The 22766-nt window shown below is 62.4% G+C and carries 16 protein-coding genes; 6 read left to right on the top strand and 10 right to left on the bottom strand.

Going from position 1 to position 22766, the window contains the following annotated elements; genetic code table 11:
• The first annotated feature begins 94 nt into the window (after positions 1 to 94).
• Positions 95 to 1678, top strand: a complete 1584-nt coding sequence (locus HDE77_RS06190) for an inorganic phosphate transporter (RefSeq protein WP_184416278.1) — start codon at positions 95 to 97, stop codon at positions 1676 to 1678.
• 163 nt (positions 1679 to 1841) lie between these two features.
• Positions 1842 to 3956 (top strand): catalase, encoded by a 2115-nt coding sequence (locus HDE77_RS06185; protein ID WP_184416277.1) that lies wholly within the window; start codon positions 1842 to 1844, stop codon positions 3954 to 3956.
• A gap of 185 nt (positions 3957 to 4141) precedes the next feature.
• On the opposite strand, the gene HDE77_RS06180 is transcribed toward HDE77_RS06185, so the two are convergent.
• From HDE77_RS06180 to miaA, 7 genes are all read right to left on the bottom strand, one after another.
• Entirely contained in the window at positions 4142 to 4408 is a 267-nt protein-coding gene (locus tag HDE77_RS06180) for a hypothetical protein (RefSeq protein WP_184416276.1), read from the bottom strand.
• Positions 4409 to 4579: 171 nt separating this feature from the next.
• The gene (locus tag HDE77_RS06175) at positions 4580 to 5872 is read right to left on the bottom strand and encodes an adenylosuccinate synthase (RefSeq protein ID WP_184416275.1); all 1293 of its coding nucleotides are present in this window, start codon (positions 5870 to 5872) and stop codon (positions 4580 to 4582) included.
• Positions 5873 to 5962: 90 nt separating this feature from the next.
• On the bottom strand, positions 5963 to 6841 hold the full coding sequence (hflC, locus tag HDE77_RS06170; protein WP_184416360.1) for a protease modulator HflC: 879 nt from the start codon (positions 6839 to 6841) through the stop codon (positions 5963 to 5965).
• Entirely contained in the window at positions 6841 to 7917 is a 1077-nt protein-coding gene (hflK, locus tag HDE77_RS06165) for an FtsH protease activity modulator HflK (RefSeq protein WP_184416274.1), read from the bottom strand. The genes hflC and hflK overlap by 1 nt, the downstream gene beginning before the upstream one ends.
• Positions 7918 to 8093: 176 nt before the next feature.
• On the bottom strand, positions 8094 to 9395 hold the full coding sequence (hflX, locus tag HDE77_RS06160) for a ribosome rescue GTPase HflX (protein ID WP_184416273.1): 1302 nt from the start codon (positions 9393 to 9395) through the stop codon (positions 8094 to 8096).
• Between the two features lie 61 nt (positions 9396 to 9456).
• Positions 9457 to 9744: an RNA chaperone Hfq gene (gene hfq, locus HDE77_RS06155; RefSeq protein WP_184416272.1), complete on the bottom strand. Its 288-nt coding sequence runs from the start codon at positions 9742 to 9744 to the stop codon at positions 9457 to 9459.
• 168 nt (positions 9745 to 9912) lie between these two features.
• Entirely contained in the window at positions 9913 to 10884 is a 972-nt protein-coding gene (miaA, locus tag HDE77_RS06150) for a tRNA (adenosine(37)-N6)-dimethylallyltransferase MiaA (protein WP_184416271.1), read from the bottom strand.
• Between the two features lie 524 nt (positions 10885 to 11408).
• Here miaA and HDE77_RS06145 point away from each other — a divergent pair.
• The 4 genes from HDE77_RS06145 (at position 11409) to kbl (ending at position 18612) form a co-directional block, all read left to right on the top strand.
• Positions 11409 to 12131 carry a hypothetical protein gene (locus HDE77_RS06145; protein WP_184416270.1) on the top strand — a complete coding sequence of 241 codons (723 nt, stop codon included), beginning with the start codon at positions 11409 to 11411 and terminating at the stop codon, positions 12129 to 12131.
• Between the two features lie 136 nt (positions 12132 to 12267).
• Positions 12268 to 13290: an L-threonine 3-dehydrogenase gene (tdh, locus tag HDE77_RS06140; protein ID WP_184416359.1), complete on the top strand. Its 1023-nt coding sequence runs from the start codon at positions 12268 to 12270 to the stop codon at positions 13288 to 13290.
• A gap of 185 nt (positions 13291 to 13475) precedes the next feature.
• A complete protein-coding gene (locus HDE77_RS06135; protein ID WP_184416269.1) occupies positions 13476 to 17120 on the top strand; it encodes a DUF748 domain-containing protein in 3645 nt (1214 codons plus the stop codon).
• 292 nt (positions 17121 to 17412) lie between these two features.
• A complete protein-coding gene (kbl, locus tag HDE77_RS06130; protein WP_184416268.1) occupies positions 17413 to 18612 on the top strand; it encodes a glycine C-acetyltransferase in 1200 nt (399 codons plus the stop codon).
• Positions 18613 to 18847: 235 nt separating this feature from the next.
• Here the strand turns inward: kbl and HDE77_RS06125 are convergent, their stop codons facing one another.
• The 3 genes from HDE77_RS06125 to HDE77_RS06115 form a co-directional block, all read right to left on the bottom strand.
• Positions 18848 to 19627, bottom strand: coding sequence for a pseudouridine synthase (locus HDE77_RS06125; protein ID WP_184416267.1), 780 nt, complete (start codon positions 19625 to 19627; stop codon positions 18848 to 18850).
• Between the two features lie 151 nt (positions 19628 to 19778).
• Positions 19779 to 20915, bottom strand: a complete 1137-nt coding sequence (locus tag HDE77_RS06120; protein WP_184416266.1) for an OmpA family protein — start codon at positions 20913 to 20915, stop codon at positions 19779 to 19781.
• Between the two features lie 383 nt (positions 20916 to 21298).
• Entirely contained in the window at positions 21299 to 22750 is a 1452-nt protein-coding gene (locus HDE77_RS06115; RefSeq protein ID WP_184416265.1) for a bifunctional 2-methylcitrate dehydratase/aconitate hydratase, read from the bottom strand.
• Positions 22751 to 22766 lie beyond the last annotated feature (16 nt).

Here is a 22766-nt window from a genome sequence, read left to right as displayed (position 1 = left end):
GATCGTCACGACCAGCGCCGACAGTGACCCGGCTGTCACACATTTGTCTCAACTCTCGTCTAGTTTCGGTCGGACCAACCGACGGGAGTAGACGATGTCTTCAGAAGCCGCCGTTTCGGCCATTGCGCCCCCAGACAAGAAGTCGGGTCGAATTTTCGCCATTATTTTCGGGGTGATCCTGCTCATCGGCGGCAGCTATGCTGCGGTGCACCTGATGCAGGATCTGGCGATCGTTCGCTCCAGTACGGCCACGCCCTATGTGCTGCTTGGCGTGGCCTTGCTGATCGCGCTGGGCTTCGAGTTCGTCAACGGCTTTCACGATACCGCCAATGCCGTGGCCACGGTGATCTATACGCATTCGTTGCCACCCAATTTCGCGGTGATCTGGTCGGGCGCATTCAACTTCCTCGGCGTGCTGACGTCGTCTGGCGCGGTCGCCTTTACCATCGTGGCGCTGCTGCCGGTGGAGCTGATCCTGCAAGTGGGCAGCCAAGCCGGATTCGCGATGGTGTTTGCGCTGTTGATCGCCGCCATCCTGTGGAATCTGGGCACCTGGTATTTCGGGCTGCCGAATTCATCCTCGCATACGCTGATCGGCTCGATCATCGGCGTGGGCCTGGCGAATCAGCTGATTTCGACACACAGCGGCACCAGCGGCGTGAACTGGGACGCCGCCATCGGCGTCTTCAAGGGCCTGGTGTTTTCCCCGATCGCAGGCTTCATTCTCGCCGGCCTGCTGATGGTGATATTGAAGGCTGTAGTGAAGATCCCCGCGCTTTACAAGGCACCGGAAGGCAACAAGCCGCCGCCGTGGCCGATCCGTGCGCTGCTGGTGCTGACCTGCACCGGTGTGAGCTTCAGCCATGGCTCGAACGACGGCCAAAAAGGCATGGGCCTGATCATGCTGATCCTGATCGGCACGGTACCGACGGCGTATGCCTTGAATGGCGCGGTGACCGGCGGCCAGGTGAAGACATTCCACCAGGTCTCGGCGGAGGCGCAGCAAGTGCTGGCTGGTCTCGGCGGCGTTCCGGGTGCGACGCTTGATCCGCGCAAGGACGTAACCGAAGCCGTGCAGAAGCAGACTTTCCTGCCCAGCACGGCGCAAGCCCTGTCTGCGTTGATGGTGGCGATCGACAAGCAACTCGGCACTCGCACGTCACTTAAAACGGTGCCGCAGGATCAGATGGGCAATGTTCGCAACGATATCTATCTGGCCGACACTGCGATTCCGCTGGTGCTGAAGCAGCCCGGCCTGACACCCCAACAAACCGCAACGCTGACCGCATGGCGCGGCCTTGGCACGCAGGCGACACAGTTCATTCCGACCTGGGTAAAGGTCGCCGTGGCGCTGGCCCTGGGCCTCGGCACGATGGTCGGCTGGAAGCGCATCGTCGTGACGGTCGGTGAGCGCATCGGTAAAGAGCATCTGACGTATGCGCAAGGCGCCTCGGCCGAACTGGTGGCGATGGTGCTGATTCAGGCAGCGGATGCGTATCACCTGCCGGTCAGCACGACCCACGTACTCACCTCCGGCGTCGCCGGCACCATGGCCGCGAATGGCTCCGGCCTGCAGTGGAATACCGTGCGCAGCCTGCTGATGGCATGGGTTTTGACCCTGCCCGCCTCGATCCTGCTGGCGGGGTCATTGTTCGTGGTGTTCCGGCATATTTTCTAACGACGGCGACACCTACGTTTGATCGGGAGTGTCAGGTTGGCCCAGGTGGCGGATGCGTAACAGCGCATCGATCCATCAGTTTTCTTACGGAACAGTCGACGAAGTGTTCACCTCGCGGGGTGCACCTTCGGGGGATACCCATCCCCTGCCCCGGAGCAAACCCATGGCGAAGATCAAGCCCAGCACGTCGTCCTCGAAATCCACCAAGACGAAAGCCGCCAATACCAAGACTGGCGACACCCGCGGTACGGGTGACGAGCTGCATCAGCGTGGCGGCGGCCAGCATCCGGCGCTCACCACCAACCAGGGCCTGCCGGTCTCGGACAACCAGAACTCGCTGCGCGCTACCCCGCTGGGGCCGACGTTGCTGGAAGACTTCATCCTCCGCGAGAAGATCACCCACTTCGATCACGAGCGCATCCCGGAGCGCATCGTCCATGCGCGCGGTTCCGCCGCTCACGGCTATTTCGAGCTGACCAAGTCGCTGAAGAAAGTCACCACCGCAAAGATCCTCACCGAGGTCGGTGTGAAGACGCCGCTGTTCACGCGCTTCTCCACCGTCGCCGGTGGCGCCGGATCAATCGACACGCCGCGCGACGTGCGCGGTTTCGCCGTGAAGTTCTATACCAAGGAAGGCAACTGGGATCTGGTCGGCAACAACATCCCGGTGTTCTTCATCCAGGATGCGATCAAATTTCCAGACCTCGTCCACGCCGTGAAGATGGAGCCGGACCGCGGCTTCCCGCAGGCCGGCTCGGCGCACGACACGTTCTGGGACTTCATCTCGCTGACGCCCGAAGCGATGCACATGATCATGTGGGCGATGTCCGACCGCGCCATCCCGCGCTCGCTGCGCATGATGGAAGGCTTCGGCATCCACAGCTTCCGACTCATCGATGCCGATGGCAAATCCACCTTCGTGAAGTTTCACTGGCGCCCGAAACTCGGCCTGCAATCCACCGTATGGGACGAAGCGGTAAAACTCGCCGGCGCCGATCCAGACTTCCATCGCCGCGACCTGTTCGAAGCGATCCAGGCCGGCGACTATCCGGAATGGGATCTTGCCGTGCAGCTGTTCACCGAGAAGGAGGCCGACGCCTTCCCGTTCGACCATCTCGACCCGACCAAACTCATCCCCGAAGAACTGGTGCCGCTCACCGTGATCGGCCGCATGGTGCTGGATCGCTGGCCCGACAACTTCTTCGCCGAAACCGAGCAGGTCGCGTTCTGCCCCTCGCACATCGTGCCGGGCATCGACTTCTCCAACGACCCGCTGCTGCAGGGGCGGTTGTTCTCCTATCTGGACACGCAACTCTCGCGGCTGGGCTCGCCGAACTTCCACCAGCTGCCCATCAACGCACCCAAGTGCCCGTTCGCAAACCAGCAGCGCGACGGCCACATGCAGATGGAAGTACCCAAGGGCCGCGTGAACTACGAGCCGAGCTCACTCGATCCGACCTCGGCACGTGAAGTCGCCAGCGGATTCCACAGTGCTGCCACACCAAGCGAAAACGGCGCCAAAGGCCGCATCCGCGCCGAAAGCTTCGCCGACCACTACAGCCAGGCGCGCCAGTTTTATCGCAGTCAGACCCGCTACGAGCAGGCGCACATCGCCTCGTCCATTGTGTTCGAGAATTCCAAGGTGGGAACCCCGCACGTGCGTGAAGCCGTCGTCGGCCACCTGCGCAACATCGACGAAGATCTGGCCCGGCGCGTAGCCAACGGCCTGGGCATGGCCAGCCTGCCGCCCGCCGCACCCACCGCCGTCAAAGCCAAAGACATGCCCAACTCCCCCGCACTGCAGATCATCGGCAAGATGAAGGACACCCTGCAGGGCCGCAGCGTCGGTATCCTGATCCACGACGGCTCCGACGCCGGTACCATCAAGTCACTGCGCAAGGCGATAGAAGCGGCCGGCGCCACCGCCAAGCTCGTCGCCATCCGCCTCGGCAACATCAAGCTCAGCGACGGCAAACCCGTCGACGCCGATGGTCAGCTGCTGGGCACGCCATCACTGGTATTCGACGCCGTCGCCATCGTGCTGTCCGATGAAGCCGGCAAGCAGCTGGCCAAAGAGGCCGCCGCTGTCGACTTCGCCAGTCAAGCCTTCGCCCACCTCAAAGCCATCGCCGCTGATGCTGGCGCGCAGGCTGTGCTGAAAGCTGCCGGTGTTGCGAAGGATGCGGGCGTGGTTGGTGCGGACGACACCAAGGGATTCATCAAGGCGGCGAAGACCCGGCAGTGGGATCGCGAGGCGAAGCTGCGTACGCTGGCGTAATCGCGGCAGAAAAGCGGATACGAAGAGGCCCGCAATGCGGGCCTCTTTTTCATGCTTGGCAGTGGCATCAAGTTCGGATCAAAACAGCGAGCGACTCTACGAACGCGCGCCTTGCTGCATTGAATACCAGATCGTTCGCACCAATCAGCTGTCCTCATCTTCGACGGCAATCACGACGCGAAGAACTACGCCTCAGGCTCCGGCTTCATCTTCTCCAGCACGTCCTCCAGCTCAGTGATCGTCGTTTCCAGCGCCTCGTGCAGCTGCCCCTGACGATCCATCAGATCAGCAATCTTCTCGGCCTGCTTGAGCTTGGACAACTCACCGTCGAACAGCAGCCACGACGTGGTTAGCGCCTCCACGTTGTTCTTGGAGTAATGCCGCATCTCCTTTAACTGCGACAACGTATCGCCGATATGGTCGGCGGGAGTCTTGGCATTTTCGTCGGACATGGGTTGTTCCTCGTGGCAAAGCGTCACTCTCTACCGAACACTAGCGTCGCGGACGCGAAGCTGAAGTCAATGGTTAGCTGAAGCGCATCGTGATGCCCGAATGCCACCGTCCGAAACAAAGAGGCCCCGCGATGCGGGGCCTCCTTTCATGTAACGCTCGTTAGGGAAAGATCAAGCAAACGGATCATCCAGCACGATCGTGTCCTCACGATCTGCACCAGTAGCCACCAGCGCTAGACGGCAGCCCGACAGCTCCTCGACCGCACGCAAGTACGCACGCGCAGCAGGCGGCAGCTTGTTCCAGTCGCGAATACCGGCGGTGGATTCTTCCCAGCCCGGGAATTCCAGGTAAACCGGCTTGCACTCGTCCCAACCGTCGGCGTCGAGCGGGGCGAGTTCGCGACGCTTACCGCGGTATTCGTAGGCGATGCAGACTTTGATGGTTTCGAGGCCGTCAAGGACGTCGAGCTTGGTGATGGCGAGGCCGTTGATGCCGTTGATCTGGGTGGCGCGCTTGAGCGCGACCAGGTCGATCCAGCCGCAGCGGCGCGGGCGGCCGGTGCTGGCGCCGAATTCGTTGCCGACTTTGCGCAGGCGTTCGCCCATCTCGTCGTTGAGTTCGGTCGGGAACGGGCCGCTGCCGACGCGGGTCGCATAGGCTTTGCAGATGCCCAGAACGTAGTCGATGTCGCGTGCGCCCACGCCGGTGCCGGCGAGTGCGCCGCCGATGGTGGTGTTGCTGGAGGTGACGTAGGGATAGGTGCCGTGGTCGATATCGAGCAGTGCGCCCTGCGCGCCTTCGAACAGGATGTTGCCGCCTTCCTTGCGGATGTCGTGCAGGATGGTGGCAACGTCGTCGACCATCGGGCGGATGTATTCGCCCCAGGCGAGCGCGTCGTCCAGCACGGTCTGGTAATCGACCGGCTCGCACTTCAGCCACTGGGTGAGGATGAAATTGTGGTAGTCGACGGCGGTTTTCAGCAGCGCCGGCAGTTCCTGCGGATACATCAGGTCGGCGACGCGGATGCTGCGGCGGGCGACTTTGTCTTCATAGGCCGGGCCGATGCCGCGACCGGTGGTGCCGATGGCCTTGCCGCCGGCGGCGATCTCGCGCGCCTTATCGACGGCGATGTGGTACGGCATGATCAATGGTGTGGCCGGGCTGATCTTGAGGCGCGAGCGCACTTCGACGCCGTTCGCTTCGAGCTCGGCGATTTCTTCCATCAGCGCGGCGGGCGACAGCACCACGCCGTTGCCGATCAGGCACAGCGCGTCGTCGCGCAGGATGCCCGAGGGGATCAGGTGCAGCACGGTCTTCTTGCCCTTGATCACCAGCGTGTGGCCGGCGTTGTGACCGCCCTGGAAACGCGCCACGGCGCTGACACGCTCGGTCAGCAGATCGACGATCTTGCCCTTGCCTTCGTCGCCCCACTGGGCACCAAGAATTACGACTGACTTACCCATGATCTTCTCGCTCAGGTTTGCATGCCCCACGCGTGGGGCAGTCGGTGAATGGTTTTACGACCCGGCCGCTTCGTGCGGCATCGGTGGTGATCAGCGCTTCGTTGCCGTCGCTGGCATCGGATCGCTGAAGTAACGCAGGAATTCCGAATCAGGCTTCAGCACCAGCACGCCCTTGCCGTCCTCGAACGACTTTTTATAGGCGGCCATGCTGCGATAGAACGCGAAGAATTCCGGGTCCTGGCCGTAGGACTGCGCGTAGATCGCCGCCGCCTGCGCGTCGCCATCACCACGAATGGTGGCGGCGTCGCGGTCAGCATCGGCGCGCAATACCTGGCCCTGGCGATCTGCATCGGCCTGGATCTTCTCGGCCGATTCCTGCCCGGTGTAACGCAATTCATTGGCCAGCTGCAGTCGTTCGGCGCGCATGCGCTTGTAGACCGATTCGCTGACCTCGTCCGGCAGGTCGATACGCTTGATACGCACGTCGACCACGGCGATGCCGAGGTTCTTGCGCGCTGCCGCGTCGGTCTGCACACGCACACGTTCGGTGATGTCCTTGCGGCCGCCGGAGATCAGCTCCTGCAGCGTGCGCGCATTGAACTCGAAACGCAGCGCGTCCTTGATGATCGGGGTCAGCCGCTGTGCCGCCTGCAACTGATCGCCACCGGTGGCGCGGTAGTACAAGGCGTTGTCGGCGATCCGCCATTTCACGTAGAAATCGACGTTGACGCTTTTCTTCTCGGAGGTGAAGTAGCGCTCCGGCGCAGCGTCCAGCGACAGGATGCGATTGTCGAACGGCATCACCTGCTGGATCAGCGGGATCTTCAGATGCAGGCCCGGCTGGAAGTCGGTGCGCACGATGCGGCCGAACTGAAGCAGCAGCGCGTTCTGGCCTTCGCGCACCACGAATACGCTGTTGAGTCCGAGCAGGATCAGCAGCGCGGCGATCACGGCAGAAGTGATCTTCATCATGGCTGCTTCCCCTTGTCGGCATCGCTGCTGCCATCGGTAGCCGGCGGTGCCACGGCGCTGACGGCGCCGGTGTTCGCGGGGTTCACTGGCGGCGCATCGGCGCGACCAAACGGCATGTTGATGATGTTGCGGCCACCGGTGCTGTCGATCACTTTCGGGTTGTTGGCCAACACCTGCTCCATCGTCTCCAGCCACAGGCGCTTGCGCGTGACATCCGGCGCCGCCTTGTATTCCTTGAGGATCTGGTTGAAGCGGGTGGTGTCGCCCTGCGCGCGCGCGATGCGCTCAGCCTTGTAGCCCGAGGCCTCGGCGGCGATGCGCGCGGCGTCGCCACGGGCGACCGGCACGACCTTGTTGGCGTACGCGAGCGCGGCATTCTCGATGCTCTGCTTGTCTTCGCGGGCGTTGTTGACGTCGTCGAACGCGTCTTTGACTTCTTTCGGCGGCGACACGTTCTGGAAGCTCACTTCGGTCACGCGCAGGCCGGAGTCGTAGCCGTCCATGGTTTTCTGCAATGTCACCTGCGCTTCGCTGACCAGGTTGGCGCCGGCGGCGGACAGGATCTGATCCATGTCGCTGCCACCGATCACGCCACGCACGGCCGCCTCGGCTGCGGCCTGGATGGTGCCGTCCGGGTCGTTCAGCGAGAACAGATACTTGCGCGCGTCGTCCACCTGGTATTGCACGGTGAAATCGACGGCGATGATGTTTTCGTCGCGGGTAAGCATGGTCACTTTGTCGTTGACCGAACGCACGCGGGTCGCCTCGACCTTGTTGATCGACTCGATCGGCTGCGGCAGCTTGAAGTGAAAGCCAGGGCTCAACGTGCGCGAATACTGGCCGAAGCGCAGCACGACGCCGACCTGCCGCGCATCGATGATGGTGTAGCTCGAGAGCAGCAGGCCCACGACCAGGAGCACCAGCACACCCGTGAGGATGCTGCCGGGGCCAGGCCCCAGTTTGCCCAGATGGGTCTTGAGGGTCTTGAGCAAGCCGTCCAGCGGCGATTTGCCGGTCTGGCGATTCTTGCCCCATGGATCACGCTGCCCGTTGCCGGGTTCATTCCATGCCACTGTCAGTCTCCTTGGGGCCGCCGGGAGGCCGGCAACCGCGGCCGGAACACACGTTGAACGGGTTTGCACATGAGATGGGGCCAATGCTGCCGAAGCGGTGTGCGGCCCGACAGGCGATCGCACAAACGCTGGGCATTCTAGCAGAGCCGAATGGAATCTTCCGCTGCCAGCCGCCGCTATTCCGGCTGAGCCAGCAGTTCGCGCAACAGCCGGGTTTCAGCCGCATCGCCACCGCTCAAAGGCGCGATGACGCTCCGTGGGGCATCGATCACCAGTTGCCAGCCGTGTTCATCGACTGTCTCACCAGTAATCGCCCCGGCTGCCTTGAGCCGAGCATGTAGCCGACCAGCCGTCAGCGGCAACTGCAGGGCGGACTGCACCCGCTCGCCACCGAGCAGCTCGCCGAGCGCCTGACGCAGCAGATCGATGCCGGCACCGGTGGCGGCAGACAGCCAGACACGTACCGGTTTGCCGGCAGCATCGCGGTCGATCCGCGGCTCGATGCCGGCGACGTCGATCTTGTTCATGATCTGCAGCTGCGGCAGGTCGCCGGCATCGATCTCGTCGAGCACCTTGTCGACCACCCGATGAAGACGCTCGCGCTCGTCGTCCGCCGCGTCGCTGACGTGTAATAGCAGGTCGGCATCGCGCGCTTCGGCCAGGGTGGCGCGGAAAGCGGCCACCAGATCATGCGGCAGCTCACGGATGAAGCCCACGGTGTCGGCCAATACGGCCGGGCCGCAGCTCAGGTCTTCAAGTTTGCGCACGGTCGGATCGAGCGTGGCGAACAGCAGGTCGGCCGCGTAGACGTCGCCGGTGGTCAGCGCATTGAACAGGGTCGACTTGCCGGCATTGGTATAGCCGACCAGCGCCACGCGCGGCACTGTGTTGCGCAGGCGCGCGCGACGTTGCTGGCTGCGCTGGGTCTGCACTTTTTCCAGCCGCTTGGTAAGCATCTTGACGCGCTCGCCAAGCAGGCGGCGATCGAGTTCGAGCTGGGTTTCACCCGGGCCACGGTTGCCGATCAGGCCGCCGCGCTGGGTGTCCAGATGGGTCCAGCCGCGCACCAGCCGGGTGGCAACGTGCTTGAGCTGGGCCAGCTCCACTTCGAGCTTGCCCTCGTGCGAACGCGCACGCAGGGCAAAGATGTCCAGAATCAGGCCGGCCCGATCCACCACGCGGACATTCAGCAGCTTTTCGAGGTTGCGCTCCTGCACGGGAGTCAGCTCGTGGTCGACCAGCACCACGTCCGCTTCCAGCGCCAGCACGGCCTCGGCCACCTCGTTCGCCTTGCCGCTGCCGATGTAATAGCGCGGGTTGGGGTCCTCGACCCGGGCCGCCACCACGCCCAGCACTTCGGCGCCGGCGGATTTGACCAGTTCGGCGAACTCTTCCCCGCGGCGGGTGGTGTCACCTTCGCCGCGGGAATGCGGCAGCACCAGTACGGCGCGGTCGCCCTTCTTCTGTCTATCAAACATCTAGTGGAAGTGGCCTCTTTAGCGAATCAGACCTACTTCATGCGGGCGAACATCCCCTCAATCAAGCGTCAGCTTCGTCCGATGCAGGTGATGCGTCGGCATGACTGTCGTGGCCGTCATGGCCGTCATGGCCATTGCCGATACGCACATTGCGGCTCGGTACCACGGTGGAGATGGCGTGTTTGTAGACCATCTGGCTGACCTGGTTGCGCAGCAGCACCACAAACTGGTCGAAGGACTCGACCGTGCCCTGCAATTTGATGCCATTGACCAGATAAATGGCGACTGGCACGCGTTCACGACGCAACGCGTTCAGAAACGGATCCTGCAACGATTGTCCCTTGGACATTTCTTGTTCTCCCCTTGCAACGGACAGGCCCGAGAAAAAACGCCGAAGGCGCCCCGGCCCAACTTGCTTGGAATCTTAGCTGCTTTCAAACGCTTGGTGAAAGGAGATTGTTAAGTGCGAAAAGCGCCGTCGTTCACGCTGGTGGCATATGGGGGTGCCGCGCCAGGCTCATGCCCTGTCTGGTGCGCCGGGACCGCTCAGAAACAACTGCACGGCGTCAGTGGCACGGTCATTGAGGGAGGGTTGATCGGGATCAAACAGTCGTGCACCGAAGTCGCTGCGCAGCCAGGTGATTTGGCGCTTGGCCAGCTGGCGAGTGGCGAAGATGCCGCGGTCGCGGAACTCGGCCAGGTCAGTCATACCGTCCAGGTGTTCCCACGCCTGTCGATAGCCGACGGCACGGATTGCCGGCAGGTCGGCGTGGAGGTCGCCGCGGGCGCGCAGTGCACGCACTTCGTCGAGGAGCCCGGCCGCCAGCATGGCGTCGAAGCGCTGCGCGATGCGTGCATGCAGCACGCTTCGATCGGGCGGCAGCAGGGCCAGCTTGAGTACACGCCATGGGAAGGCGGTTGAGCCCGTGGCGCCGCTGCGCTGAAGTTCGGACAGCGGCCGGCCGGTCAGCTCGATCACTTCCAGCGCGCGTTGCAGACGCTGGGCGTCGTTACAGCCGATCCGGCGGGCGGCAGGCGGATCCAGCTCAGCCAGCCGGGCGTGCAAGGCTGGCCAGCCGAACTGCTCCGCCTCGGCGGTAAGCCGCGCACGGGTCGCCGGGTCGGCCTCGGGCAAGTCGGAAAGCCCTTGTTGCAACGCGCGGAAATATAGCCCGGTACCGCCGACCAGCAGCGGCACCCTGCCTCGCACGCTGATCTGCTGCATCGCCGGCAGCGCATCGGCGCGAAAATCCGCCGCGGAATACGGCTGCGCCGGATCGCGGATATCGATCAAGGCATGGGGATAACGGGTCAGCGTTACCGTATCGGGCTTGGCGGTGCCGATGTCCATGCCGCGATAGACCAGCGCCGAGTCGACACTGATCAGCTCCAGCGGGAACCTCTCGCTGAGTTCGCACGCCAGCGCGGTCTTGCCCGAGGCGGTGGGACCCATCAGGAAGATGGCGAGGGGACGTTGGTCGACAGGCATCGGCGCATTCTAGTGGTCATGCCCCGATCTGATTAGGTTTCAATCTCGGCCGGGTCAGCTTTTGGCTCCCTCCCCCGCATGCAGGGGAGGGTTGGGGTGGGGCAAAGCTCTTCCCACCGACGTGATGAAGGGCTCCCATCCCAACCTCGCCCTGCAGGCAGGGAAAGGAGCAAACGGGACGCGCGACGAACACTGGGATGAGCGTTGGCGATGCCCAACGCTGTCGTGCAGCAGTGTTGGGCATCGCTGACGCTCAGCCCAACCTACGCGGCATCTCTCAGCCGGCCGGCTTTTGGCCCCCTCCCCCTGCTTGTCCCGAAGAAGGGACTTCCTTCGGTCGCAGGAGAGGAGCCAACCGCTCGGCGACGGGGCTCGCTCGCCACGGTCAACCGGTGCCGCGGACCGGACGTTTTCATGGGACGTGCTACGCATCGCGATGTCTGGGCCGCGCATGGCCGCAAGGCCGCCACTCAACGGCAAGTGCGATGGGCGTAGTCCAACAAAACCACGGTGAAACTGTTGCCATGACCTTCCGCAAGTCGCTGTATCTGCCCTGCGCGCTGGTCGTCGCAGGCTTGTTCGTATCCGGCGGCCTCGCCCGCGCTGCCAACACTTCGCTGCCTGATTTCAACGGCGTTTGGCGGCTGGATCAGCTGCATAGTGATGACGTGTCGGTCATTGGCGCGCGGCTGCGCGCTGAGAAAAGACGCGAACAGCCGGCTGTGCAACCAGCCGCCGCCACATCGACCGCCGCGCCAGCCGCCAGCCAGGCCTCGGGCCAGCATGGTGGGCATGGCGGCGGCATGGGCGGCAGCGGTATGGGTGGGGGTGGCATGGGTGGCAGCCATGGCGGGGGCCATGGACATAAATCCAGCACCGCCAGCGACAATGACAGTGATACCGCTGCGTCCAACGATTCGCCGCCACCCCTGCTCAACGTCGATTCGCTGCTGAATGTGCAGCAGGACGAGCACAGTGTGCAGGTCGCACTCGCCAACTCGAATCGGCTGGATGCGCGCCTCGACGGCATCACGCACGAATCGCTCAACGGCAACGCCATGGTGCGCAGCCAACTGACTGCGGATGGCCTGCAGATTTCGATGGAATTTGATGGCGGCATCCGGCTCGAGCAAAGCTGGGTGCGCTCGCCGGACGGTCATCAGCTGACTGTGACCGAGCAATGGACCCCCCCGTCGGTCAAGCAGCCGATCACGTTCACGCGCAATTACGTCCGCCTGGATATCTGAACGCCGTCCTGGGGCAGACGGGCCATGCCGCAGCGCGTCAAGGCACGGCATGCACCCCGCGATCTATAATGGTGAATTGAGTATCCCCTTCTCCGCCCGCCCCAAGGGCCAACCTGGAATCCCCATGCAGCAGACGATGAAAGCCCTGGTCAAGCGCAAGCCCGAACAGGGTATCTGGATGGAAGAGGTGCCGATGCCGGTGGTCGGCCCGAACGAAGTGCTGATCAAGATGGAAAAAACCGCGATCTGCGGCACCGATCTGCACATCTACAAGTGGGACGAGTGGTCGCAGCGCACGATCACGCCGGGCCTCACGATCGGCCATGAATTCGTCGGCCGCATCGTTGAGATCGGCCCGGGCGTTACCGGTTACAAGATCGGCGACCGCGTCTCCGCCGAAGGACACATCGTCTGCGGTCACTGCCGCAATTGCCGCGCGGGCCGCCAGCACCTGTGCCCGAATACCGTCGGTATCGGCGTGAACCGCAATGGCGCGTTCGCCGAATACATGACCATGCCGGCCTCGAACCTGTGGCCGATCCCGGACCAGATCCCGTCCGAGCTGGCCGCGTTCTTCGACCCCTACGGCAACGCCGCACATTGCGCGCTGGAGTTCGACCTGATCGGCGAAGACGTGCTGATTACCGGCGCCGGCCCGATCGGCATCATCGCTGCGGGTATCGCCAAGCACATCGGCGCCCGCAACGTGGTAGTCACCGACGTCAACGATTACCGCCTGAAGCTCGCCGCCGACATGGGCGCCACCCGCGTGGTCAACGTCTCCAAGCAGTCGCTGAAGGACACCGTGAAAGAGCTGCACATCGAAGGTTTCGACGTGGGCCTGGAAATGAGCGGCAACCCGCGCGCGTTCTCCGACATGCTGGACTGCATGTACCACGGCGGCAAGATCGCGATGCTCGGCATCATGCCGCGTGGCGCCGGCATCGACTGGGACAAGGTGATCTTCAAGGGCCTCACCCTGCAGGGTATCTACGGCCGTCGCATGTACGAGACCTGGTACAAGATGACCCAGATGGTGCTCACCGGTTTCCCGCTGCAGAAGGTGCTGACTCATCAGATCGCGATCGACGATTTCCAGAAGGGTTTCGACCTGATGGACGCCGGCAACTGCGGCAAGGTCGTCTGTAGCTGGAACTAAGCCGGCTGCGTGGGCTGAACACAATGCCAACTTGCGCCGGTTTGTCCGGCGCAAGGGACGTTTTGCGGGCAAGGCCGCCTAGTACACTCCGGTCAGGGCGGCCGACAGAATCGCCGGGATTGTGAAGGTGTAAGGCCTGATGGCCGCACACGGTCGGCACGCGATGTCATCGGAGCATCGTCAGCATGGCTGATTTGAATCCCCGCCTGACCGCAGGACGCGACCGCGCCCTCGCCGTCTATCATTCCCATCGCGTGCGCAAGACGCTGCTGATCCTGGCCATTGTGCTGGTGATCTTCGGCCTGCTCGGGTTTCTTGCCGCACCGTCGATCATCCGCTCGCAGATCGAATCGCGCGCCAGCGCCGCGTTGCAGCGTCCGGTAACTCTCGGTGCAGTCCATCTGAACCCGTACACGCTGCGGCTGGAGCTGGACCAGCTGCATATCGCCGACCGTGACGGCAAATCGGCCTTTGTGGATATCGGTCAGGTAGTCGCCGACGCGTCATGGGCTTCCCTGTTTCGCCTGGCGCCGGTGCTGGATGAACTCACCCTGCAGCGCCCGCGGATCCGCATCGTGCGTACCGCGGACCAGCAGTTCAACTTCAGCGACATCATCGACCGGCTCAACGCCAAACCATCGGATCCGAAAGCTCCGCCCGCGCGTTTTGCGCTGTCCAACATCAGCGTGCACAACGGCGACATCCAGTTCGACGACCAGGCCATGAAGGCGAACCATCACGTCGAGCAGCTGGAGCTTGGCATTCCCTTCATGGCCAACCTGCCCAGCGACACCGACGTATTCGTGCAACCGCTGCTGGCGATGCGCGTGGACGGCAGCCCGCTGCGTATCGAGGGTCATACCAAACCGTTTGCAGACAGCCGCGAGTCGACGGTCAGCTTCACGCTCGACCGGCTGGATCTGTCGCGCTATCTCGGCTACGTCCCCGCCCCGCTGCCGGTGGCCATTCCCAATGGTTTGCTCAGCGGCACGCTTGAGCTGCATTTCGTGCAGGCCAAGCCCACCCCACAGTTGCAACTCACCGGCAATCTGCAGCTGGACGGCTTCGTGCTCAACAGCAGCAAGGGTGAGGCGATCACGAAACTCGGACACGGCACGGTGCAGTTGGTCGACGTAGAGCCACTGCTATCGCGCTACCACCTCGGTGCGCTGAAACTGGATCAGGCCGAGATCTATTACACATTGAGCGCCGACGGGCACGGCAACTTAGACACGCTCACTTCAAACCCCGCTCCATCGGAAGCCGACAAGAAATCGGCGCCGACGGATCTGCGCATTGCATCGATGACGCTTTCCGGCAGCGCCGTGCACTACACCGACGCGGCCCAGAACAAACTCGATCTGGTCAATCTCCATGGCAGCCTGCAGGGTCTGAGCATGCTTGCCGCACCGCCGGCCAAACTGGATCTGGCAGGCCAGTTGTTTGGCGGCGAAATCAACGCTCGCGGCACGCTGGATCTCGCCGCGTCGCGTCTCACGGCAGCGCTGGGCCTGAAGCAGGTGGACATGGTGCCGCTGCAGGCGATGGCGGCATCTTCAGTCGCCGCGCGCATGACCAAGGGCAAGCTCGACGCCAGCGGGCAGCTGCAGCTCGACTGGGGCAAGGCCGTCAACGTTCACCTCGCCGATGCGCATGCCGGCGTGACCGACTTCGCGCTGGAGCCACAGTTCAAGGGCCATGGTGCGCCCGTGGCATGGAACAAGTTGGAGGCAGACATCGCGCAGATCGACCTGGCCAGCCGTCAGGCGCAACTGGGTACCGTCACTGCGACCGATCTGAGCCTGGACATCCAGCGCAACAGCAACAAGTACATCAGCCTGCTTGATCTTTTCGCCGTCAAGAACGCACCGCGCCATGCCGCTCCGGATCATGGTCCGCCATGGCATTGGAGCATCGCCCATCTCGGCATCGAGAACAGCGCGATCGACGTCACCGACATGGCCGCTGGCAACAAGCCGGTGAAGATCAAGGTCGACTCGCTCACGGGCGGGCTCGACAACCTCAGCGACAAGCTCAACGAGCCGCGCGCTTTCAAACTGGAAGGCAAGGTAGCCAAGGGCAGCTTCACCGCCTCGGGCAAGCTGCAGCCGATACCAACCGTGGCCGATGTCCAGTTGACCACGCGACAGCTGGATATCGCCAACTTCGAGCCGTACATCAGCGTCCCGCTCAATGTCACCATCACCAGCGCCAGCGTCAGCAGCGACGGCAAGCTGCACTACGACGGTCGCAGTGCCGAGCCGAAATTCGCCTATAAGGGCAAGGCCGCGCTCGAACAGGTGCGCGTGCAGGACAAGATCACCGGCGACGATTTCATGCGCTGGCGGACGCTCAGCGGCTCCAGCATCGACGTGGCCTACGGCAGCGGCACGCCACGCGTGCACGTGGGCGGACTGGTGCTCAGTTCGTTTTATGCACGCATGATCGTCAACGCGAATGGACGGCTAAATCTGTCCGACGTCGTGGCCAAGCCCGAAACCGCACCGGTCTCGGTGACCCGCGCCGAGAACAATGCACCCGCAGCCCCAGCGGCACCCAAGCCGCAGCCCAGCGTGGCGCCAACAACAGCCACGGCCGCTGCACCGTCCGCGCCTGCGGCGGACATCCATATCGGTGGGGTCACGCTGGTCAACGGCCAGCTCAACTACACCGACAACTTCATCAAGCCGAACTACACCGCCAACCTCACCAAGCTGACCGGCAAGGTCGGCGCGTTCGGTACGAAGGAAGGTGCGCCACCCGCTGACCTGGCCATACAGGCCGCGTTGGACGATGACTCACCGGTAGATATCGACGGCACCATCAGTCCGCTGGCTCCGGTGGCTTTCCTCGACATCAAGGGCAAGGCCAACGAGGTTGAGCTGACCCGGCTCAGTGCGTATTCCACCCGATACACGGGTTACCCGATCACCCAGGGCAAGCTCACTGTCGACGTGCACTACACGCTTGACCAGGGCAAGCTCAACGCCGACAACCACATCTTCATCACTCAGCTGACCTTCGGCGATCGCGACGAAAGCCCGGGCATCTCTCATTTGCCGGTGAAGCTGGCGGTGGCGCTGCTCAAGGACACCCAGGGCAATATCGATGTCGATGTGCCGGTCTCCGGCTCGTTGGACGATCCGCAGTTCAGCCTTGGCGGTGTGATCTGGCACGCCATCGGCAACCTGATCGCGAAGGCCATCACCGCTCCGTTCCGACTGCTTGGCGCGGCGTTCGGCGGCAGCAACCATGAAGACCTGGGCTACGTGGAGTTCGACCCAGGCTCCGGGGTGCTGGATGCCAAGGCACAGGAGCGGCTCGGCAAAATTGTCGGTCTGCTCAACCAGAAAACGTCGCTCAACCTCGACATCATCGGTCGCGTTGATCCGACCAAAGATGAAGATGGCTTGCGCAAAGTCACCGTCGAAAACATGGTCCGCCGCGAGAAGCTCGAGGACACATCCGGCAAAAATGCCGACACGTCCGATGCCGCACTGGCGGCCGTGAAGGTGACGCCCGACGAGTACGAGGGTTATCTCAAGCGCGCCTACAAACACGACGACTTCAAGAGCAAGCCGCACAACCTCATCGGCCTGCAGAAATCGCTGGAACCGGACGAGATGCACAGCCTGATGGAAACCAACGTACCGGTGGACGCCAAGGCCATGCACGACCTGGCCGAGCGACGCGCCACCGCCGTCCAGACATGGCTGCACGGCAAAGTCGACGACAAACGCATCTCGCTGAAGGACCCCAAACTCACCGCCGAGGGCATCGACGACAAGGGCAAGACGACGCGGGTGGATTTTGGCCTGCACCAGGGGTGAGAGCCTGCTCAAAGACTTCGCGCCATAAGCGACCTTGTGGGAGCGACTTCAGTTGCGATGCTCTGGCTCTGTCGTTCAGTAAAGGCAATCAAGAGCATCGCGACTGAAGTCGCTCCCACAATAGCTGCAAGAGCAATCATTCCCCGCGAGCACCCGCCCCTCACACCGACCCTCTCCGGGAGGCAGAGAAAGCAGCGCGTCGCACAAGCGTAAGCAGCCGTTCCCAGCGCTTCCTTCACAGACCAGCCTCGAGGGCTCAAACTATGTCTTTGCCCCCAGCTGGAATCCCCCCATGAGCTACCCCGGCCAGACGCGTTACGCGAGCGAACTCGAATCCATCCGCGAACAAGGCCTGTTCAAGGCCGAGCGCATCATCACTTCGCCGCAGTCCGCCGAGATCGAACTGGAAGGCGGCCGCAAGGTGCTGAACTTCTGCGCCAACAACTATCTTGGCCTCGCTGATCATCCCGCAGTCATCCAGGCCGCCAAGGATGCGCTGGACACGCATGGCTTCGGCATGGCCAGTGTGCGCTTCATCTGTGGCACGCAGGATCTGCACAAGCAGCTGGAAGCGAAGATCGCCGAATTCTTCGGCACCGAGGACACGATTCTGTATGCCGCCTGTTTCGATGCGAACGGTGGCCTGTTTGAGCCGCTGCTGGGCGAAGAGGATGCGGTCATCTCCGACGCGCTCAACCACGCCTCGATCATCGACGGCATCCGTCTATGCAAGGCGAAGCGCTTCCGCTACGCGAACAGCGACATGGCCGATCTCGAAAAGCAGTTGCAGGCCGCCGATGCCGCTGGTGCGCGAACCAAGCTGATCAGCACCGATGGTGCGTTCTCGATGGACGGTTTCATCGCACCGCTGGACAAAATCACCGCACTGGCCGCGAAGTACAACGCGCTGGTGCATATCGACGAATGCCATTGCACCGGCTTCCTCGGCGACACCGGCCGTGGTTCGGCCGAGGTCAATGGCGTGATGGACAAGATCGACATCTTCACCGGCACCCTGGGCAAGGCGCTCGGCGGCGCACTGGGCGGCTTCACCACGGGCCGCAAGGAAGTGATCGAGATGCTGCGCCAGCGTTCGCGCCCCTACCTCTTTTCCAATTCGCTGCCGCCACACGTCGTCGCCGCGGGAATCAAGGTGTTCGACATGCTCGCATCGGCTGGCGAATTGCGTGAACGGGTAAAAGAGAACACCGCCTATTTCCGCGAACAGATGACGAAGGCCGGCTTCGATATCAAGCCCGGCGTGCACCCGATCGTGCCGGTGATGATCTACGACGCAAAGAAAGCACAGGCGATGGCGACGGCCCTGCTCGACGAAGGTATTTACGTCACCGGCTTTTTCTTCCCGGTCGTTCCACAAGGTCAGGCGCGTATCCGCACGCAAATGAGCGCAGCACACACCCGCGCGCATCTGGATCACGCGATTGCGGCGTTCACCAAGGTGGGCAAGCAGTTGGGTGTGATCGGCAACTGACGTCGACGCGTTATCGTGACTATTTATCCGGCCCGCAAATGGTTTCCCAAATGGTCCTTCGACTTCGCTGCGCTACGCTCAGGACGAACGGTTCATACGTGGTATTTGCGGGCCGGATTTATAGATTGAATCTCGAGAAACCGCACTTTGCTGGTCGTTCACGCCTTCGCAGGGACGACGAGCTCCGGTTAATCGGGGTCCCCTGAAGTCGCTTTTGCCGAGCGGCATGCTCACATCAACCGGGTTCTGGTTTACGCGCATCGAGCGCCCTAACCTCATCCTCGCTCAACAGACGCCATTGGCCTTTCGCCAATTCGCCGAGCGCCAGCGGCCCGATCGCGACCCGGATCAATCGCAGCACGTCCAAACCCAGTGCGGCCAGCAACCGGCGGATGTGCCTGTTGCGGCCTTCATCCAGCACCACTTCAAGCCAGGCGTTCTTCTCGCCGGCGCGGAGCAGTTGCGCCCGCTTCGCCCTCAGAAAATCGCCCGCATCGCTGACTCCCGTCTGCATCGCCGCCAGCATCGCGGCATCCGGCTGACCGGCCACTTGCACGTGATAGGTCTTGTCCAGATGCGTGATCGGGTCAGTGATGCCAGCTGCCCAGACCGTATCGTTACTGAGCAACAACAAGCCTTCACTGGCCTTGTCCAGCCGCCCCACTGGCCCTAACCATGGCAACCCGGCGTTGGCCAGTGCGGTGTAAACCGTCTGACGGCCGTGCTCATCGGCTGCGCTGACCACCAACCCGCGTGGTTTATTGAACATCACATAGACACGCGCGGCGGATTCCACCGGCTGGCCGTCGACTGATATCTGCTGACGGTCAATCAGCGTCGGGTGATAAGGATCACGCACCACGCGCCCATCAAGGCTGACACGCCCTTCGCGCACCCATTGCTCAGCCTGGCTGCGCGAACACGCGCCGAGCTTCGACAGCACTCGAGCCAAGCCATGTCGCGGCGCTTGAGTGGACGTTGTGGGGTGAGCGGAACGAACAGGTGGGCGCGGCATCCAGCTAGCGTATAGGCCGAGGCATAGCGCGACAAGGATCGTCTTGGCGGGCGCTGCATCGCGGTGACACGGCGAAGGTGGAGTTTGTCGCGAGGGCAAAAAAAAACCCGGCCGAAGCCGGGTTTTTTCATACTGCGTTACTGAGGTTCGATTACTGCTGAACCTGCAGTTCCGTACGACGGTTCTGAGCGCGACCGGCATCGGTGCTGTTGTCACCGATTGGATCGTTCATGCCGTGACCGATCGGGCCTTCCAGACGGCTGGCGTCGATACCATGGCTGGTCAGGTAGGTGTACACGATCTGTGCACGACGCTCCGACAGCTTCTGGTTGTACTCGGCCGTACCCACGCCATCGGTATAACCGGCGACGGTGACATGGACCTGCGGGTAACGCTGCAGGGTGTCGACAGCCTGGTCCAGGATCGAGATCGAGTCTGCACTCGGCTCGGCCAGCGACTTGGCGATGTTGGTCTCACCCTTCTTCGGGCGATCGAACTTGAAGTTCACACCACGCAGATCGATAACGACCTTCTGCGGGCAACCATCCGGACCAACGATCGTGCCTGGCGGCACGTTCGGGCACTTGACCTCCGGCGGCGGCGGCGGCGGCGGCGGAGCCGCAGGTGCCGGAGCTGCTGCAGGGGCGCCAAAGCGCGAAACGATGCTCAGACCCAGGAACTCATCACCGAAACCGTTACGGTTCGGGATGCTGCTGTCGTCAAAGTCGTAGCGATAGCCGGCTTCCAGACGAACGTCGGTGCTGTCGGTAATCGTCTTGGAAACGCCAACGCCCACCTCAACCGCCGGAGCCCAGCCGTGATCCAGCGAGCTGATGTGCTGTGCGCCCATCACGCCAGCCAGCAGATACGGACGCCATGCATTCCAGTCGCCGTAGTAGAAACGAGCGGCTACGCCGTAGTCGTTGCTGGCCCAGGAATTATCATTGTTATGGCCGCCACCCTTCAGGGGGCCATTATCGATATCACGCTTGGTACGGTCGACGAAAGCGTCGATCGAGATATTCGGCGTGAGGAAGGTGCCGAAACCGAGGCCGTAATAGAACTGACGGCTGTTGGTATCGCGCTTGGTATCGTTGTAATAACCGCCCACGGTCGGCGCGATGTACCAACGATTGTCATAACTGGCAATGCCTTCAGTCGTGGTCGTCGTGGTCGTCGTAGTCGTCGTGGTATCAGCCGGGGCTGGAGCCGTGGTGTCCTGCGCATGAACGGCACCTACGCCGCCCAGGGCCAGCGCTATCAGAAAATACAAGCCCTTACGTTTCATCAGGTGTCTCCTCTTTTTTAGGTTTTCGCGTCCGTTCCACCCTAACCGGAAACCGCGCGTCAGAACTTAAGTACGTGATTGAAGGCTCAATGCAGCCTAAAGCTTGGCATTTCTACAACAAGCGGTGGAGAGTGTAGCAAATTCGTTAAGTGGTTGGCACAGTAAAAACTGCAGGACTAAAAGATCTTGGTGAGACTCCGTTCAGGAAACCCGCGAAGGCAGTCTGCACCTACATTTTGGAGCTTGCAAGCTTGACTTGTGACACCCCCTATCCTCTTTCACATTATATTTCGGGTTACAGAGTAACCACGAAGTAGCGGCTTGGATGTGTTCAAAACCGCCACTTCGCTTCGCACGGTCTTAATCTCTCACTAACAAAGTCTTTACAATGTGAAGAGACCCAGAAACTGCTGTAACGGCATTGCATCGAGCTTCGCAGGATCTTGCGTGGCCGCCAGTATGGACTTCACCTGATGCGCCGGCAAATGCCCTCGCATCGCCGCCTCGAACTTCTTCAGCAATACAGGAATCCCCTCCGCACGGCGCTTGCGGTGGCCAATCGGATAATCGATCGAGACCTTTTCGGTGCTCGTGCCGTCCTTGAAGAAGACCTGCACCGAATTGCCGATATATCGCTTGGCCGGATCGAAATAGTCCCGCGTGAATTGCGGATTTTCGCTGACCACCATTTTGTCGCGTAGCGCATCGATGCGGGGGTCCGCGGCGACATCGTCGTCATAATCGCTGGCCACGAGGCGGCCGAAGATCAGCGGCACCGCGACCATGTACTGGATGCAATGGTCGCGATCGGCGTAGTTTGCCAGCGGGCCGGTCTTGTCGATGATGCGGCAGCCGGCCTCCTGGGTCTCGATCACGATCTTTTCGATCTGATCGACTTTGCCGGCTACCTGCGTGTGCAGCTGCATCGCGCATTCCACGGCGGTCTGGGCATGGAATTCGGCGGGATAGCTGATCTTGAACAGCACGTTCTCCATCACGTAGCTGCCAAACGGACGCTCGAACTCGAACGGTTTGCCCTTGAACGCCACGTCGTAGAAGCCCCATGTCTTCGCGCTCAGTGCCGACGGATAGCCGACCACGCCGCGGTAAACCGCGTTGATCGCGTGGGTCACCGCGCGACGGCAGGCGTCGCCAGCAGCCCAGCTCTTGCGCGGACCGGTATTCGGCGCGTGACGGTAGGTGCGCAGCGCACCGTTGTCGATCCAGCTGTGCGATACGGCAGTGACAATCTGCTCCTTGCTGCCACCGAGCATGGCGGTTGCCACGGCGGTCGAGGCCAGCCGCACCAGGATGACGTGATCCTGGCCCACCCGGTTGAAGCTGTTCAACAACGCATAGCAGCCCTGTATTTCATGCGCCTTGATCGCATGGCCCAGTACGTCGCGGACGGTCAGCGGGGTGCCGCCTTCGCGCTCGGCTTTGCGACTCAGGTAATCGGCAACCGCGAGAATCGCGCCCAGGTTGTCCGACGGATGGCCCCATTCGGCGGCCAGCCAGGTGTCGTTGAAGTCCAGCCAGCGGATCTGGGTGCCGATCGCAAACGCAGCCTGCACCGGATCCAGCTCATGACTGGTGCCCGGCACGCGTGCACCACCCGGCAGCGTCGCACCCGGTACCAGCGGACCCAGGTGCTTTACGCACTCCGGGAACTTCATGGCCAGCATCGCGGTGCCCAGCGAGTCGAGCAGCATGTAGCGCGCGGTGTCGTAGGCCTCCTTCGAATCGATCTGGTAATCGGCGACGTAGTCGGCAATATCTACCAGCGGCTGGTCTGGGTCGGGACGAACAGCGGATCGGATGTCGTGCGCACTCATGAAAGATCTCGCAACA

This window comes from Rhodanobacter sp. MP7CTX1 (assembly GCF_014205795.1).
In the GTDB taxonomy this organism is placed as follows: Bacteria; Pseudomonadota; Gammaproteobacteria; order Xanthomonadales; family Rhodanobacteraceae; genus Rhodanobacter.
The sequence above is the reverse complement of the archived record's forward strand: the minus strand, read 5'-3'. Positions and strand labels throughout refer to the sequence as shown.